Below are 14,919 nucleotides of genomic sequence, written 5' to 3'. Positions count from 1 at the left end.
GGGGAAGTATGAAACTGAGACAACTTCTGGCCTGTGTCCCGGGCGCCAGCGTCACCGGGGACGACGCCATCGAGATAGAGTCACTCTGTTACGACTCGCGACAGGTGACGCCCGGTGCGCTCTTCTTCGCCCTGCGCGGGGTAAAGAGCGACGGGACCGAATTCGTGGCATCCGCTGTAAAGGGGGGGGCGGTCGCAATTATTGCGGACCGCCCCTGCGCCGTTGCCGGGGTTACCTGCGTCGAGGTCCCCGATGCGCGCCGCGCCATGAGCCTCATGGCCGCCGTTTTCTACGGCACCCCAACCGGGGACATCCCGCTGGTCGGCATCACCGGCACCAACGGCAAGACCACCACCACCTACCTGGTGGAGGGGATCATGGAGCGGGCAGGCCTGCCGCCGGCGGTCATGGGCACCATCAGCTACCGCTTCGGCGAGACCAACATTCCGGCACCGAACACTACCCCGGAGTCCGTGGATCTGCAGCGCATCCTCAGGGAGCTAGTGGACCAGGGGGCGAAGGGCGCGGTGATGGAAGTCTCCTCGCACTCGCTGGAGCAGCGCCGGGCCGACGGCTGCGTCTTCGACGTGGCCATCTTCACCAACCTGACCCGCGACCACCTCGACTACCACCTCGACATGGAGTCCTACTACCAGAGTAAGCTCCGGCTCTTCACCGACCTGTTGACGCCCAACGTGCACAAGCCGCTCAGGCGCGCCGTGGTGAACCTGGACGACCCTTACGGCGCGCGCATCGCGGCCGATTCTGCCGCGCCGGTCTTGACCTACGCCGTGAACGGCCCGGCCGACCTGAGCGTCGCCGAGGTGAACTTCTCGGTGCACGGCATCCGCTGCCGCCTGAACTCGCCGGTGGGGGAGATCAACATCAACTCCGACCTGCTCGGGCGCTTCAACCTGTACAACATGATGGGCGCCGTCGGTGCGGGGCTTGCCCTCGGCATACCCAAGGAAACCATCCAGGCCGGGATCGAGGGGCACAAGAAAGTGCCGGGACGCCTGGAGCGGGTGCCCAACGACCAGGGGATCATCGTGCTGGTCGACTATGCCCACACCGGCGACGCGCTGGAGAACGTACTCTCCACCATCGCCGAGCTGAAGACGGACCGGATCATCACCCTCTTCGGATGCGGCGGCGACCGCGACAAGGGGAAGCGCCCGGTGATGGGGGAGATCGCGGCCCGCTACAGCGACCTCGCCATCGTCACCTCGGACAACCCGCGCACCGAGGATCCGCAGGCGATCCTGGCGGACGTCCGCGCCGGCATCCCGGCGGGGCTGAAAGAGTACAGCCTGGAGGAGTTGGAGGGGGGGCTGCGGGAAAAGGGCTTCGCCACCATCGAGTCCCGGCGCACCGCGGTACGCGCCGCGATCCTGGCCGCGCGGCCGGGCGACGTCGTGCTCCTGGCGGGGAAGGGGCACGAGGATTACCAGATCGTCGGCACCGAGAAATTCCATTTCGACGACCGGGAAGAGGCGGCCGCCGCCCTGAAGCTCAGGGCGTAAAAAAAGGTTCCCTTTTCCCTTATTTTGCGGCACATTAGTCAGTTTCGGCCAGGCCTGCTCCCCCCCCTCCCTTGACGGGAGGGGGCAGGGGGGGGGTGAAGCCGCAAGCAGAGCGACTCCGTGGCACCTTCCCCCACCCCCTATCCCCCTCCCGCGAGGGGAGGGGGGAGTGAAGACACCACCTAGCCTTGACAGGGATTAAGAATTAAGGACGCCTCTAGCGTTCGGTGGCATAAGGAAACAAGGATCAAGATGGCGATGTTCACGCTGAAAGAAATAGCCGAGGCAACCGGCGGCAGGATGATCGGGGAGGCGCAGACCGTCGTGTCGGGCGTATCCACCGACTCGCGCCAGGTCGCCCCGGGAGAGCTGTTCGTGCCGCTCGTGGGAGAGCGCTTCGACGGCCACAACTTCATCGAGGCCGCTGCAGGACGCGGGGTGGCCGCGTTCCTCATGACCGAGAACTGGCACGCCGGACATGGCGTCCCGGCAGGCGCCTGCGCCGTTCTTGTCAAAGACACCCTGCGCGCCCTGGGTGACCTGGCTGCCTGGCACCGCCGCCGCTTCGACCTCAAGGTGGTCGCGGTGACCGGCAGCAACGGCAAGACCACCACCAAGGAAATGCTGGCCCGCATCCTGGCCCAGACCGGCCCCGGCTTGAAGACCGAGGGCAACCTGAACAACCTGATCGGCCTGCCGCTTACCCTGTTCCGCTTGACCGGTCGCGAACGCTGGGCCGTTGTCGAGATCGGCATGAGCGAATTCGGCGAGATCGATCGCCTGGCCGAGATCGCCGAGCCGCAGGTGGGCATCATCACCAACGCCTTCCCGGCGCATCTGGAGACCCTGGGGAGCGTCGAGGGCGTGGCACGCGCCAAGGGCGAGCTCTTCCTGCGCCTGAAGGAGGGCGCGGTTGCTGTCTACAACGTGGACGATCCCCTCGTCTCCGCCTGCCCGACCCACTTGAACGTGACCCGGCTCACCTTCGGCCTGCGCGGCGCCGAGGTTTCCTCTGCCTCCATCAAGAGCCTGGGCAAAGAGGGGGAGAGCTTCACGCTGCGGCTCCCCGACGACGAGGAGCAGGTTGCCCTGAAGGCCTACGGCCGGCACAACATCTACAACGCCCTGGCCGCTGCCGCCGCGGCATACGCCCTGGGCGTGTCCGGCCCGGTGATCCGCCAGGGGCTCGAGGAATTCACCCCCTACGACAAGCGCTTCCAGCTTGAGGACGTGGCCGGCGTGACGCTCATCGACGACAGCTACAACGCCAACCCCGCCTCCATGGCGGCCGCCCTCACCACCTTGAAGGACGTGGCAGGTGGCGCGAGATGCGCGGCGGTCCTGGGCGACATGCTGGAATTAGGCCTGGGCACCGAGGAAGCGCACCGGGAGCTCGGCCGCAAGGCGGCGGCGACCGTCGAGCGGCTCTACCTCTTGGGAGAGCTCGCCGGGGAAATCGCCAAGGGCGCGCTCGAGGCGGGGCTCCCCGCCGAACGGATCCTCCACGCGGCGAGCCACGAGGAACTTGCCTCCGCGCTCACCGCCTGGCTCGAGCCCGGCGACTGCGTCCTCTTCAAGGGGTCGCGCGGCATGAAGATGGACAAGGTGGCAACGGCGTTAAAAGAGGCGCTGGCACCCACGAAACAAGGGGGGCATGACTGATGCTGTACCATCTGCTATATCCGCTCGCCTCGGATTACAAACTCTTCAACGTCTTCAAATACCTGACCTTCCGCACCATCTACGCCATGATCACGGCGCTGGTGCTCTCCTTTATCGTGGGGCCCTGGGTGGTCAGGAAGCTGGAAGGTCTGCAGGCACGCCAGGTAATCCGTACCGACGGTCCCGAATCACACTTGAAGAAGCAGGGGACCCCCACCATGGGCGGGGTGCTCATCCTGGTCTGCATCATCGTGCCGACGCTTCTGTGGGCCGACCTGAAGAACGTCTTCATCTGGCTCACCCTGCTCATCATCGTCGGTTACGGCGTGCTCGGCTTCGTGGACGACTACAAGAAGGTGGTCGAGAAGAACCCCAAGGGGCTCTCGCCGCGCCAGAAGATGTTCTGGCAGGTGATCCTCGCCGGCGGCGTCGGCATCTTCCTCTACAACCTCCCCGGCTTCTCCACCGAACTGTACTTCCCGTTCTTCAAGAGGCTGCACCCGGAACTGGGCATCCTCTTCATTCCGTTTGTGACCCTGGTCATCGTGGGCGCCTCCAACGCGGTCAACCTGACCGACGGACTGGACGGCCTGGCCATAGGCCCGGTGGCCATCAACGCCGCCACCTACATGCTGTTCTGCTACATCGCCGGTAACGCAAGGCTCTCTGGCTACCTGCAGATCCCCTACGTTCCGGGGGGCGGCGAGTTGGCGGTCCTGTGCGGGGCCATGGTCGGCGCGGGGCTTGGTTTTCTCTGGTACAACAGTTACCCCGCCGAGGTTTTCATGGGTGACGTCGGCTCCCTGTCGCTGGGGGGCGGGCTCGGCACCCTGGCTGTCCTCACCAAGCAGGAGATCCTGCTGGTCATCGTGGGCGGCGTGTTCGTAGTCGAGGCACTCTCGGTCATTTTCCAGGTGGGTTCCTACAAGTACCGCGGCAAGCGGATCTTCCGCATGGCGCCCATCCACCACCATTTTGAATTGAAGGGGGTGGCCGAGCCGAAGATCATTGTCCGGTTCTGGATCATCACCATCATCCTGGCGCTGGTCGCCATCTCGACCCTGAAGATGCGCTAGCTGCCATCTCCCTGAAAAAGCGCTAGCAGCCATCACCACCCCGGTTGCCATAGCGTCCCCCCCTTTACGAAAGGGGGGACAGGGGGGATTTAGGTTCTTGGAGAAGAAGGTCACATGGAATTAAAGGATAAAAAAATACTGGTGGTCGGCCTGGCGAAGACCGGCGTAGCCGTGACCCGCTTCCTGGCTGAGCGCGGTGCCCTGGTCACCGTGACCGACATGCGCGACGACGAGGCTCTGCAGGACGTCCTGGCGGAACTCTCCGACCTCGACCTCTGTCTGGAGCTCGGGCGCCACGTCCCCTACAGCTTCCTGATGGCCGACCTGATCGTGGTCTCCCCCGGCGTCCCGATGGACATAAAGCCGCTGGAGATGGCGCGCGCCCAGAAACGCCGCGTGGTAAGCGAGGTGGAACTCGCCTCCTGGTTCATCGAGGCCCCCATGGTCGCCATCACCGGCACCAATGGCAAGACCACCACGACCACCCTGACCGGCGAGATCTTCAAGGGGTGCGGCTTCGACACCTTCGTCGGCGGCAACATCGGCAATCCCCTCATCGAGCTTGCCATGAGCGGCGAGCGGGTCGAGCGCGTCGTGGTCGAGCTCTCCTCGTTCCAACTGGAGGGGATCGAGAGCTTCCGCCCGCACGTCGCGGTGCTCCTGAACCTGACCGAGGACCACCTGGACCGCTACCATAGCTTCCAGGAGTACATCGACGCCAAGCTGCGCATTCTCGAAAACCAGGGTCCCGACGACTTCGCTGTGCTGAACATCGACGACCCGCTGGTGGCCGCCTGCGCCTCCAAACTCAAGGCGCGCCTCTTCCCCATGAGCCGCTTCCACGAGCTCGAGGAGGGGATCAGCTACCGCGACGGCTTCATCACCTTCGCTCATGACGGCAAGGTACTTCGCTTCGGCACCGAGGGCTTCAGGCTCAAAGGGGTGCACAACTTGGACAACATCATGGCGAGCATGGCCTCCACGCTCCTCATGCGCTGCGACGGCGACTGCGCCTACGGCACCGTGAAGAATTTCAAGGGACTGCCGCATCGCATGGAGTTCGTCGAGGAAGTGAACGGCGTCGCCTACTACGAGGACAGCAAGGGAACCAACGTCGGCAGCGTGGTCAAGTCCCTGGAGAGCTTCGATTCCGGCATCACCCTGATCGCCGGTGGCAAGGACAAGGGGGGCTCCTATGAGCCGCTGGCCCAGCTGGTATCGCAGCGGGTGAGCCACCTGGTCCTTATCGGCGAGGCGCGCGAGCGCATGCACCAGGCGCTGGGCGATCTGACCGACACCCATTTCGCCGACACCCTCGAGCAGGCGGTTGAGACCGCCCGCAAGCTGACCCAGCCCGGCGGCGTGGTCCTCTTCTCGCCGGCCTGCTCCAGCTTCGACATGTTCAAGAACTATGAGGAGCGCGCGGAGCGCTTCAAGGCGGCGGTACGCGCGGCCAAGGAGGAAGCCAAGGCGTGAGGAAGCTGGAGGGGTACGACATGATCGTGCTGATGATGGCGGTGATCCTCACCTGTTTCGGTGTGGTCATGGTCTACTCCGCGTCCTCCGTAATGGCGGCCAAGAAGTTCCACGACGGTTTCTTCTTCCTGAAACGGCAGTCCCTGTACGCCCTGATCGGCTTCATCGGCATGGGGCTCGCCATGCACGTCGACTACCACGTCTGGAAGAAATGGGCGGTGCCGCTCTTTTTGGGCACCTTCTTCCTGCTCCTGTTGGTGTTCGTCCCGGGCATCGGCGGGACCGCCAAGGGCGCCTCGCGCTGGATCCGGCTCCCCGGCTTCAACTTCCAGCCCTCCGAGCTCGCCAAGGTGGCGCTGATCATGTACATGGCCTACTCGCTGGAGAAGCGCCAGGAAAAGCTGAAGCAGTTCATGTCCGGCTTCTTCCCGTACATGCTGATCTTGGGTGTCTTCATCGCCATCCTCCTGGCGCAGCACGACATGGGGGCGGCGCTCACCATGCTGGTGGTGGCCATCGTCATGCTCTTCGCGGCCGGCACCAAGGTGCAGTACATCCTGGGGATGGGGCTCGTGGCGCTGCCCGGCATCTGTTATCTGGTCTTCACCAAGGCCTACCGCATGAGGCGCATCACGGCTTTCCTCGATCCCTGGCAGGATCCCACCGACGCCGGATTCCAGATCATCCAGTCCTGGCTGGCCCTCGGGACCGGCGGCTTCTTCGGGCAGGGGCTCGGCGAAGGGAAGCAGAAACTGTTCTACCTTCCGGAAGCGCATACCGACTTCATTCTTTCCGTGCTCGGTGAGGAGATGGGGTTCATCGGGGTGGTGGTCATCGCCTCGATGTTCCTGTTGTTGGTGCAAAGAAGCATCCGGGTCGCCATATCCGCCGAGGACAGCTTCGGCCGTTTCTTGGCCTTCGGCATCGCCACGCTGCTTGGCCTGGAGGCTTTCATCAACATGTCGGTGGTCACCGGGCTCCTGCCCACCAAGGGGATCGCGCTGCCGTTTTTAAGCTACGGCGGCAGTTCCCTGATCATCTCGCTCTGCGCGGTGGGCATCCTGCTCAACGTCTCCACGCGGATGAGGGGGACACCATGAGGCTGATCATCGCGGGAGGCGGCACCGGGGGGCATCTCTTCCCGGGTATAGCGGTGGCCGAGGAGTTCCTGGCCCGCGGGGCGGAGAACGAGGTCCTGTTCGTGGGGACCGAACGCGGCATCGAGGCGCGCCTTTTGCCCAAGCTCGGTTACAAGCTGGAGCTGATCTCCGCCAGCGGCATGAAGGGGATGGGGACCGTCAAGAAGCTCCTGAGCGCGGGGCGCCTGCTGTACGGCTATTCCCAGTCGAGGAAGATCCTGAAGACCTTCAAGCCCGACCTGGTGCTCGGAGTCGGCGGCTACGCCTCGGCGCCGATGCTCCTTGCCGCGCGCGGCATGGGGATCCGGACCTTCATCCACGAGCAGAACGCCGCCCCCGGTCTCACCAACAAGGCGCTGAGCCGGGTGGTCGACGGGATCTTCATCTCCATGGAGGAAGCGGCCAGTTTCTTCCCGGGCAAGAACACCCAGATGACCGGTAACCCGATCCGCAAGGAGATCCTCTGGAGCTTCCAGGAGCAGCGCACGAAGACTACGGGCGACACCTTCGGCCTGCTGGTCTTCGGCGGCAGCGCCGGCGCCCAGCGCATCAACAGTGCCATGCTGGAGGCGATCCCCCACCTGGGAGAGGTGAAGTCTAAGCTGCGTATCACGCACCAGACCGGGGAGAAGGACGTGGCGCGGGTGCGCGAGGGATACCAGGCCCAGGGCGTCCAGGCGCAGGTGCTCTCCTTCATAGACAACATGTCCGCGGCCTACGGCGCCGCCGACTTGGTTCTCTGCCGGGCAGGGGCGACCACTATCGCCGAGGTGACCGCCTGCGGCAAGGGGTGCATCTTCATCCCGTATCCGTTTGCGGCCGACGACCACCAGAAGAAGAACGCCGAGTCGCTGGTGAAGCGTGACGCGGGGCGGATGATCCTGGAAGAGGACTTGACCGGCGAGCACCTGGCCGCCGAAATTCTGAACCTGATGAATCACCCGGAGCAGGTAGCCGAGTTGGAGAAGAACGCGAGGTCCCTGGCGCAGCTCGACGCCGCCCAGGCCATCGTCGCGGCCATGGTGGTGAAAAACTAAAGGCGAGTAAAGCGAGTTCTAGGTTCTACGTTCTATGTTCTACGTTGGAACCTGAACCACGGCCGCTTCGCCTGATCACAGTGCAGCCACCCGCAAGGTGCGAAAGAAGTTAACGCAGAACGTAGAACATAGAACGTAGAACGGCCTCTAAGGAGTTTTAAGTGTACGGAAAGATAGAGCGGATACATTTCGTCGGCATCGGCGGCATCGGCATGAGCGGGATCGCGGAAGTGCTGCTGAACTTGGGGTACAAGGTCTCGGGCTCCGACCTGAAAAGCTCGGACACCACCCAGCGCCTGGAAAGCCTCGGGGGCGAGATCTTCATCGGCCACGCCGCCGAGAACGTGGCCCAGGCGGACGTGGTGGTCATCTCGAGCGCAGTGCATGAAGACAACCCCGAGGTGATCGAGGCGCACCTGAAGCTGATCCCGGTGATCCCGCGCGCCGAGATGCTCGCCGAACTGATGCGCATGAAATACGGCGTGGCGGTCGCGGGCACCCACGGCAAGACCACCACCACCTCCATGGTGGCGACGCTTTTGGCCAAGGGGGGCATCGACCCGACCATGGTGATCGGCGGCAGGCTCAACTCGCTCGGGAGCAACGCGCGCCTTGGGCAGGGACAGTTCCTGGTGGCCGAGGCGGACGAGTCGGACGGCTCCTTCCTGCTCCTCTCCCCGACCATCGCCGTGGTGACCAACATCGATGCCGACCACCTCGACTTTTACAGCGGCATCGAGGAGATCAAGGATACCTTCGTCGAGTTCATCAACAAGGTGCCCTTCTACGGCCTGGCCGTGCTGTGCCTGGATAACGGCAACATCGCCGACATCCTGCCGCGCGTGAAGAAGCGCTTCACCAGCTACGGCCTGTCGGCACAGGCGGATTTCCGCGCCACCGACGTGCGCCTCTCCGGCTTCTCCACGAGCTTCGTGGCGCACCACAAGGGAGTCAGGCTGGGCGAGATCACCTTCTCCATGCCCGGCGCGCACAACGTGCTCAACGCGCTGGCCTCTATCGCGGTCGCCATGGAGCTGGACATCCCCTTCGAGACCATCCAGGAAGGGTTCAAAGCCTTCGGGGGCGTCGGACGCCGCTTCTCGCTGAAGGGCGAGGTGAACGGCATCATGGTGGTCGACGATTACGGCCACCACCCGACCGAGGTCAAGGCCACCCTGGCCGCCGCCAAGGCCGGCTTTGCCGAAAACCGCCTGGTGGTCGTGTTCCAGCCGCACCGCTACTCGCGCACCAAGGAGCTCTTCGAGGACTTCGTCAAGGCGTTCCACGACGCTGACGTGCTGATCCTCACCGACATCTACGCGGCGGGCGAGGCCCCCATCGAGGGGATCACGGCCGAGTCGCTGGCGGCGCGGGTCAGGAGGCACGGCCAGAAGGACGTCACCTGGATTCCGGAACGCGACAAACTCTGCGAGCACCTGGAGCGGGTACTGGCCCCCGGCGACATCCTGCTCACCCTCGGCGCCGGGAACGTCTGGCAGGTGGGTGAAAGCATGCTGGAGCGCCTGAAGGCGGTGGAGAGCAAATGACCTGGTCGCGCCCCGATCTGGAGCAGGTGGCGCAAGGGATGAAGGGAGTCGTCCTCTGGGACGAGCCCATGTCCCGGCACACCTCGCTCAGGGTGGGCGGACCGGCGGATCTCTACCTGGAACCGGCGGACCTCGATGAGCTGGAGCAGGCCCTGGCGCGGACCCGGTCGGCAGGCATCCCCTGCCTCGTTATCGGAGGGGGCTACAACCTCCTGGTCCGCGACGGCGGCATCCGGGGGTGCGTAATCTCCTTGAAAGGCTTCAACACCCTGGAGCCGCTGCCGGGCGCGCGGCTCGAGGTGGGTGCAGGGGTCACCAACCAGGTCCTCACCCGCTTCGCGGCGGAGCAGTGCCTGGGTGGGATCGAGTTTCTGAGCGCGATACCGGGAAGCTTCGGCGGCGCGCTCACCATGAACGCCGGTGCCCACGGGGGCGAGACCATGCAGCGGGTCGAGCTGCTGACCACGCTACGGCAGAGCGGCGCGCTGGTCAGGAAACGGGAAGAGTTGGAGTACGGTTACCGCTTTCTGAAGCTGGAGCCGGGCGAGATCGTGCTGGGGGCGCGGCTGAGACTGGAACCAGTCGAGCGGCGCCTGATCGAGGAGAACATCCAGGAGTACATAGCCAAGCGCGGCGGCCAGCGGGTCGGCTTCCCCAACGCGGGATCGTTCTTCAAGAACCCCGCCGGCGCGAGCGCCTGGCGCCTGATCGACGAAGCGGGGATGCGCGGCTGGATGATCGGAGGGGCCCAGGTTTCCGAGGTGCACACGAACTTCCTGGTGAACAAAGGTGGCGCCAATGCCGCCGACTTCCTGGCCCTGGCTGAGCTGATCAAGCTCCGGGTGAAGGAGAAAGCCGGGGTAGAACTGGAAGAAGAAGTAAGGATAGTAGGCGAGTGATAGCCGTAAAAAAGAAAGAGGATGTAACGCGATGACCGCAGCGGAACTGAAAACCAAGAAGATTGCCGTGCTGATGGGGGGACTTTCCGCCGAGCGCGAGGTGTCCCTGAACTCCGGCAAGGCCGTGCTCGCGTCGCTCACGCGCCAGGGCTTCAACGCGGTCGGCATCGACGTCGGGCGCGACCTGGCCCAGCGCCTGGCCGAGGAGAAGGTGGAACTCGCCTTCATCGCCCTGCACGGCCGCTTCGGCGAAGACGGTTCGGTCCAGGGGCTCCTGGAACTGATGGCGATTCCCTACACCGGTTCCGGCGTGCTCGCCTCCGCGCTCGCCATCGACAAGGTCGCCGCCAAGGTGATGTTCGCCGCCGCGGGACTGCAGCTCGCCCCCTACCAGGTGCTGCGTCGCGGCGAGGAGCTGAAACTCGCCAATCCGCTCCCGGTGGTGGTGAAGCCCTCCAAGGAAGGCTCCTCGGTCGGCGTCAGCATCGTGAAAGAGCCCGGCCAGATGGAAAAGGCTCTGGCGGAGGCGTTCCGCTACGATTCCGAGATCCTGGTAGAAGCCTTCATAAGCGGCAAGGAAGTCCAGGTCGGCATTCTGGACGGCCGCGCCATGGGCGCCATCGAGATCGTCCCGAAGAACGAGTTCTACGACTACGAGGCCAAGTACACCGACGGCGGCGCGGAGCACATCCTCCCGGCCCGCCTGCCCGAGAACGTGTACCAGGCGGTTTTGAAGGAAGGCGAGAAGGCCCACGCCGCCCTCGGGTGCGACTGCTACAGCCGCGTGGACTTCCTGGTCAACGAGGCCGGCGAGTGCTACCTCCTCGAGGTAAACACTCTGCCGGGCATGACCGACCTGAGCCTGCTGCCGGAGATCGCCCGCGGATCTGGCATCGATTTCGATCAACTGGTGGTGCGGATCATTTCCGCCGCGTCGCTGAAAATCTAAAAAACAGATAAAGATTAAGATAAAGATTAAGTTTCAGGTTTTCAGTCTTAGTCTCAGTCTCAGTCTTAATCTCAATCTTAGTCTTAGTCTTTGTTTTAGTTTGGTTCACCGCTGTTATGTGTTGCACTGAAATTCAATCTATACGGTAACTGCCATGCGCGATCTACACGCCAAAAAACAGAGGGTGCCCCACAACAGGGTCAAGAAGGCGCCCAAAGAGCGTAAGCCGGTCAACTGGGGCCCCATTCTCAAATGGCTCTCCCGGGGGATAGGCGCCTCTGCCATCTGCGCCGTCGCCGGTTTCGGCGGCTGGAAGGCGTACCACCTTGTCTCGCGCACCACGCTGCTCCGTCTGGAAACGATCGAGGTGTCGCCGCTCAAGAAGGTGTCTCGCGACGAGCTGATCACCCTGGCCGGGGTGAGGCCCGGCGACTCCATGATCGGGCTCGACCTGAAGACCGTCATGGCGCGGCTCGCCAAAAACCCCTGGCTGGAACAGGTCCAGGTGCGCCGCTACTTCCCGCACACCCTTGCCATCATCGCCTCGGAAAGGACCCCGCAGGCAGTGGCCAACGTCGGCTGCCTCTACTACCTGGATGAGAAAGGCGTGCTGTTCAAGTCCCTCTCCGAGGGGGACCGGCTCGATTTCCCGCTCATCACCGGCATCACCGAGGAGGATCTGTCCCAGGACCCGAAGGGGAGCCAGGAGGCCCTGAAGAGCGCGCTGCAACTGATCGGCACCCTGAGGTCGGGGAGCGTGTTCAGCCTGGCGGATATTTCCGAGATTCATTACAGCAAGGGGTACGGCTTCACCCTGTTCACCATGCAGGGGGGCGTTCCGGTCAAGCTGGGCAACGGCGACTTCAGCGAGAAGCTTGCAAGGCTGTCCAACATCTACCGCGACCTCAAACCGCAGATGCATGCATTGGATTACATAGACCTCGATTACATCGACAAAATCATAGTGAAAAAAGTGTAGGAAAAGGGGGGGAGCATGTCCGCAACCAGAAGGGATAACCTGATCGTCGGCCTGGATATAGGCACAACCAAGATCTGCGCCATCGTCGGCAACGTAACCGAAGACGGTATCGACATCGTCGGGATCGGCACCAGCCCGTCCAAGGGGCTCAGAAAAGGTGTCGTGATCAACATCGAGAGCACCGTCTCCGCGATCAAGAAAGCGATCGAGGAGGCCGAGCTGATGGCCGGCTGCGAGATCAAGTCGGTGTACGCAGGCATCGCCGGGGGGCACATCAAGGGCTTCAACTCCCAGGGCGTCATCGCCATCAAGAACCGCGAGGTGTCCCCCGAGGATGTGAAGCGCGTGATCGAGGCCGCCAAGGCCATCGCCATCCCGATGGACCGCGAAGTGATCCACATCCTCCCCCAGGAATTCATCATCGACGACCAGGACGGCATCCGCGAACCGCTGGGCATGAGCGGCGTCAGGCTGGAGGCGAAAGTCCACATTGTCACCGGCGCCGTGGCCAGCGCCCAGAACATCGTCAAGTCCTGCAACCGCGCCGGGCTGGAAGTCGCCGACATCGTCCTCGAGCAGCTCTCCTCCTCCGAAGCAGTGCTCTCCGCGGACGAGAAGGAACTGGGCGTCGCGCTGGTGGACATCGGCGGCGGCACCACCGACATCGCCATCTTCGTGGACGGCGCCATCAAGCACACATCCGTGCTCTCCCTGGGTGGCAACCACCTTACCAACGACATCGCCGTCGGCCTCAGGACCCCCATGGCCGAAGCCGAGCGCATCAAGCAGAAGTACGGCTGCTGCCTCTCCTCGCTGGTTGGCAAGGACGAGACCATCGAGGTCCCGAGCGTCGGCGGCCGCAAGCCGCGCATCCTCTCCCGCCAGCTCCTCTGCGAGATCCTCGAGCCGCGCGTCGAGGAGATCTTCACCCTGGTGAACCGCGAGATCGTGAAGAGCGGCCTCGAGGACATGATCGCCTCGGGCGTGGTGATCACCGGCGGCTCCACCATCCTGGAAGGGATGCCGGAACTGGCCGAGCAAATCTTCAACCTCCCGGTGCGCCGCGGCCTGCCGCAGCGTATCGGCGGCCTCACCGACGTAGTTAATTCGCCGGTTTACGCGACCGGCGTCGGCCTGGTGGTCTACGGCTCCAAGAACGTCGGCGTGCACGAGTTCCCGACCCAGCAAAGTGACGAAACGGTCTTCCGCAGGGTGAGCCGCAGGATGAAGGAGTGGTTCGGCGAGTTCTTCTAAAAAAACACAAGATATAGTGTATTAGGACTTCCATTATTGGGGTAAACGTAGTATAAAACCGGCTAATATTTTTAACGCCGCCGGGGGGCGCGATAATAAGGGGGGTAGTTCATGTTCCATTTCGATGAAAGCATCGACCAAACTGCGAAGATAAAGGTGATAGGCGTTGGTGGTTCCGGCGGGAACGCCGTCAACACCATGATGGCTGTGGGCATCGCCGGGGTCGATTTCATCGTTGCCAATACGGATGCACAGGCGCTCAGGATGTCCAAAGCGCCGGTTAAAATACAGATCGGAACCCAGCTCACCAAGGGTCTCGGCGCAGGCGCGAACCCCAACGTCGGCCGCGACGCTGCGCTTGAGGACAAGGACAAGGTCATCGAGTCGCTGAAGGGTGCCGACATGATCTTCGTCGCCGCCGGCATGGGCGGCGGCACCGGCACCGGCGCCGCCCCGATCATCGCCGAGATCGCCCGCGAGCAGGGCGCGCTCACCGTGGGCGTGGTAACCAAGCCGTTCACCCGCGAAGGGCGTCAGCGTCTCGCCAAGGGCGAGGACGGCATCAAGGAACTCAAGAAGCACGTCGACTCCCTGATCGTGATCCCCAACGACAGGCTCCTGGGCCTGGCCGGCAAGTCCATGTCCATCCTGGACGCCTTCAAGCCTTCCGACGACGTGCTGCGCCAGGCGGTGCAGGGCATCTCCGACCTGATCACCCAGTCCGGCCTGATCAACGTCGACTTCGCCGACGTGAAATCGATCATGAGCGAGCGCGGCATGGCCATGATGGGCATCGGTCTGGGCAACGGCGAGAATCGCGCCGTGGATGCGGCCCTGAAAGCCATCTCCAGCCCGCTGCTGGAAGACATCGACATCTCCGGCGCCAAGGGCGTTCTGGTCAACATCTCCGGCTCCTCCTCCATGACCATGGACGAGTTCGACGCCGCCAGCAAGGTGATCCACGAGAAGGTGCACGAGGACGCCAACATCATCGTCGGTCTCGTCATCGACGAGAACCTCGGTGAGACCATCAAGGTCACCGCCATCGCCACCGGCTTCGGCGACCGTTTCGACCTCGAGAAGGGGCGTCACGAGATCAAGAACGTGAGCACCCTGGTCAAGCCGCAGCCCGAGGTGAACCGCGAGATCCCGACTTACATCCGCGCCAAGCAGGAGCGTGAAGTCTCCAGGCAGCAGCGCAGCTTCCTGAGCGACGACGAGGACCAGTACGATATTCCGACCTTCCTCAGGAAGTCGGTCGACTAGCACCGGCTAAAGAGAAGAACGAAAGGCCCGGCCCCGCAAGGGAGCCGGGCCTTTTTTCTTTTAATGCGTCCCCCCCTTTCGCAAAGGGGGGGACGCATTAGCATCTACGGGT

General features: G+C 63.5%; 12 protein-coding genes. All 12 read left to right on the top strand.

Annotated features, from left to right (window positions below; genetic code table 11):
* Positions 1-8 precede the first annotated feature (8 nt).
* The 12 genes from JFN90_RS18375 (at position 9) to ftsZ (ending at position 14,807) form a co-directional block, all read left to right on the top strand.
* Entirely contained in the window at positions 9-1,523 is a 1,515-nt protein-coding gene (locus tag JFN90_RS18375) for a UDP-N-acetylmuramoyl-L-alanyl-D-glutamate--2,6-diaminopimelate ligase (RefSeq protein WP_199396574.1), read from the top strand.
* A gap of 252 nt (positions 1,524-1,775) precedes the next feature.
* On the top strand, positions 1,776-3,185 hold the full coding sequence (locus JFN90_RS18370) for a UDP-N-acetylmuramoyl-tripeptide--D-alanyl-D-alanine ligase (protein WP_236019066.1): 1,410 nt from the start codon (positions 1,776-1,778) through the stop codon (positions 3,183-3,185).
* Positions 3,185-4,261 (top strand): phospho-N-acetylmuramoyl-pentapeptide-transferase, encoded by a 1,077-nt coding sequence (mraY, locus tag JFN90_RS18365; RefSeq protein ID WP_199396573.1) that lies wholly within the window; start codon positions 3,185-3,187, stop codon positions 4,259-4,261. The genes JFN90_RS18370 and mraY overlap by 1 nt, the downstream gene beginning before the upstream one ends.
* Before the next feature lie 114 nt (positions 4,262-4,375).
* Positions 4,376-5,737 carry a UDP-N-acetylmuramoyl-L-alanine--D-glutamate ligase gene (murD, locus tag JFN90_RS18360; RefSeq protein ID WP_199396572.1) on the top strand — a complete coding sequence of 454 codons (1,362 nt, stop codon included), beginning with the start codon at positions 4,376-4,378 and terminating at the stop codon, positions 5,735-5,737.
* 20 nt (positions 5,738-5,757) lie between these two features.
* A complete protein-coding gene (gene ftsW, locus JFN90_RS18355; RefSeq protein WP_199396658.1) occupies positions 5,758-6,837 on the top strand; it encodes a putative lipid II flippase FtsW in 1,080 nt (359 codons plus the stop codon).
* Entirely contained in the window at positions 6,834-7,913 is a 1,080-nt protein-coding gene (murG, locus tag JFN90_RS18350) for an undecaprenyldiphospho-muramoylpentapeptide beta-N-acetylglucosaminyltransferase (RefSeq protein WP_199396571.1), read from the top strand. Before ftsW ends, murG begins: the two co-directional genes overlap by 4 nt.
* 161 nt (positions 7,914-8,074) lie before the next feature.
* Positions 8,075-9,460, top strand: a complete 1,386-nt coding sequence (gene murC / locus JFN90_RS18345; protein WP_199396570.1) for a UDP-N-acetylmuramate--L-alanine ligase — start codon at positions 8,075-8,077, stop codon at positions 9,458-9,460.
* Positions 9,457-10,359, top strand: a complete 903-nt coding sequence (gene murB / locus JFN90_RS18340; RefSeq protein WP_199396569.1) for a UDP-N-acetylmuramate dehydrogenase — start codon at positions 9,457-9,459, stop codon at positions 10,357-10,359. Before murC ends, murB begins: the two co-directional genes overlap by 4 nt.
* A 31-nt stretch (positions 10,360-10,390) precedes the next feature.
* Complete coding sequence (locus tag JFN90_RS18335; RefSeq protein WP_199396568.1) at positions 10,391-11,308, top strand: D-alanine--D-alanine ligase; 918 nt, start codon at positions 10,391-10,393, stop codon at positions 11,306-11,308.
* A gap of 154 nt (positions 11,309-11,462) precedes the next feature.
* Positions 11,463-12,287 (top strand): cell division protein FtsQ/DivIB, encoded by an 825-nt coding sequence (locus JFN90_RS18330; protein WP_199396567.1) that lies wholly within the window; start codon positions 11,463-11,465, stop codon positions 12,285-12,287.
* Positions 12,288-12,302: 15 nt separating this feature from the next.
* A complete protein-coding gene (gene ftsA / locus JFN90_RS18325) occupies positions 12,303-13,541 on the top strand; it encodes a cell division protein FtsA (protein WP_199396566.1) in 1,239 nt (412 codons plus the stop codon).
* A 111-nt stretch (positions 13,542-13,652) separates the two neighbouring features.
* Positions 13,653-14,807 carry a cell division protein FtsZ gene (ftsZ, locus tag JFN90_RS18320; RefSeq protein WP_199396565.1) on the top strand — a complete coding sequence of 385 codons (1,155 nt, stop codon included), beginning with the start codon at positions 13,653-13,655 and terminating at the stop codon, positions 14,805-14,807.
* The last annotated feature ends 112 nt before the right edge of the window (positions 14,808-14,919 follow it).

Origin of the sequence: Geomonas propionica (genome assembly GCF_016458235.1) — a bacterium.
Classification (GTDB): domain Bacteria; phylum Desulfobacterota; class Desulfuromonadia; order Geobacterales; family Geobacteraceae; genus Geomonas; species Geomonas propionica.
Note: the sequence above shows the minus strand (reverse complement) of the source record. Positions and strands in the feature narration are given on the sequence as shown.

What these genes read in the sequence shown, in the direction of transcription:
- JFN90_RS18330 (WP_199396567.1), top strand. Translation starts at nt 11,463, where the DNA reads ATGCGCGATCTACACGCCAAAAAACAGAGGGTGCCCCACAACAGGGTC.
- JFN90_RS18370 (WP_236019066.1), top strand. Translation starts at nt 1,776, where the DNA reads ATGGCGATGTTCACGCTGAAAGAAATAGCCGAGGCAACCGGCGGCAGG.
- murG (WP_199396571.1), top strand. Translation starts at nt 6,834, where the DNA reads ATGAGGCTGATCATCGCGGGAGGCGGCACCGGGGGGCATCTCTTCCCG.
- murD (WP_199396572.1), top strand. Translation starts at nt 4,376, where the DNA reads ATGGAATTAAAGGATAAAAAAATACTGGTGGTCGGCCTGGCGAAGACC.
- ftsZ (WP_199396565.1), top strand. Translation starts at nt 13,653, where the DNA reads ATGTTCCATTTCGATGAAAGCATCGACCAAACTGCGAAGATAAAGGTG.
- JFN90_RS18335 (WP_199396568.1), top strand. Translation starts at nt 10,391, where the DNA reads ATGACCGCAGCGGAACTGAAAACCAAGAAGATTGCCGTGCTGATGGGG.
- ftsA (WP_199396566.1), top strand. Translation starts at nt 12,303, where the DNA reads ATGTCCGCAACCAGAAGGGATAACCTGATCGTCGGCCTGGATATAGGC.
- murB (WP_199396569.1), top strand. Translation starts at nt 9,457, where the DNA reads ATGACCTGGTCGCGCCCCGATCTGGAGCAGGTGGCGCAAGGGATGAAG.
- ftsW (WP_199396658.1), top strand. Translation starts at nt 5,758, where the DNA reads ATGATCGTGCTGATGATGGCGGTGATCCTCACCTGTTTCGGTGTGGTC.
- mraY (WP_199396573.1), top strand. Translation starts at nt 3,185, where the DNA reads ATGCTGTACCATCTGCTATATCCGCTCGCCTCGGATTACAAACTCTTC.
- JFN90_RS18375 (WP_199396574.1), top strand. Translation starts at nt 9, where the DNA reads ATGAAACTGAGACAACTTCTGGCCTGTGTCCCGGGCGCCAGCGTCACC.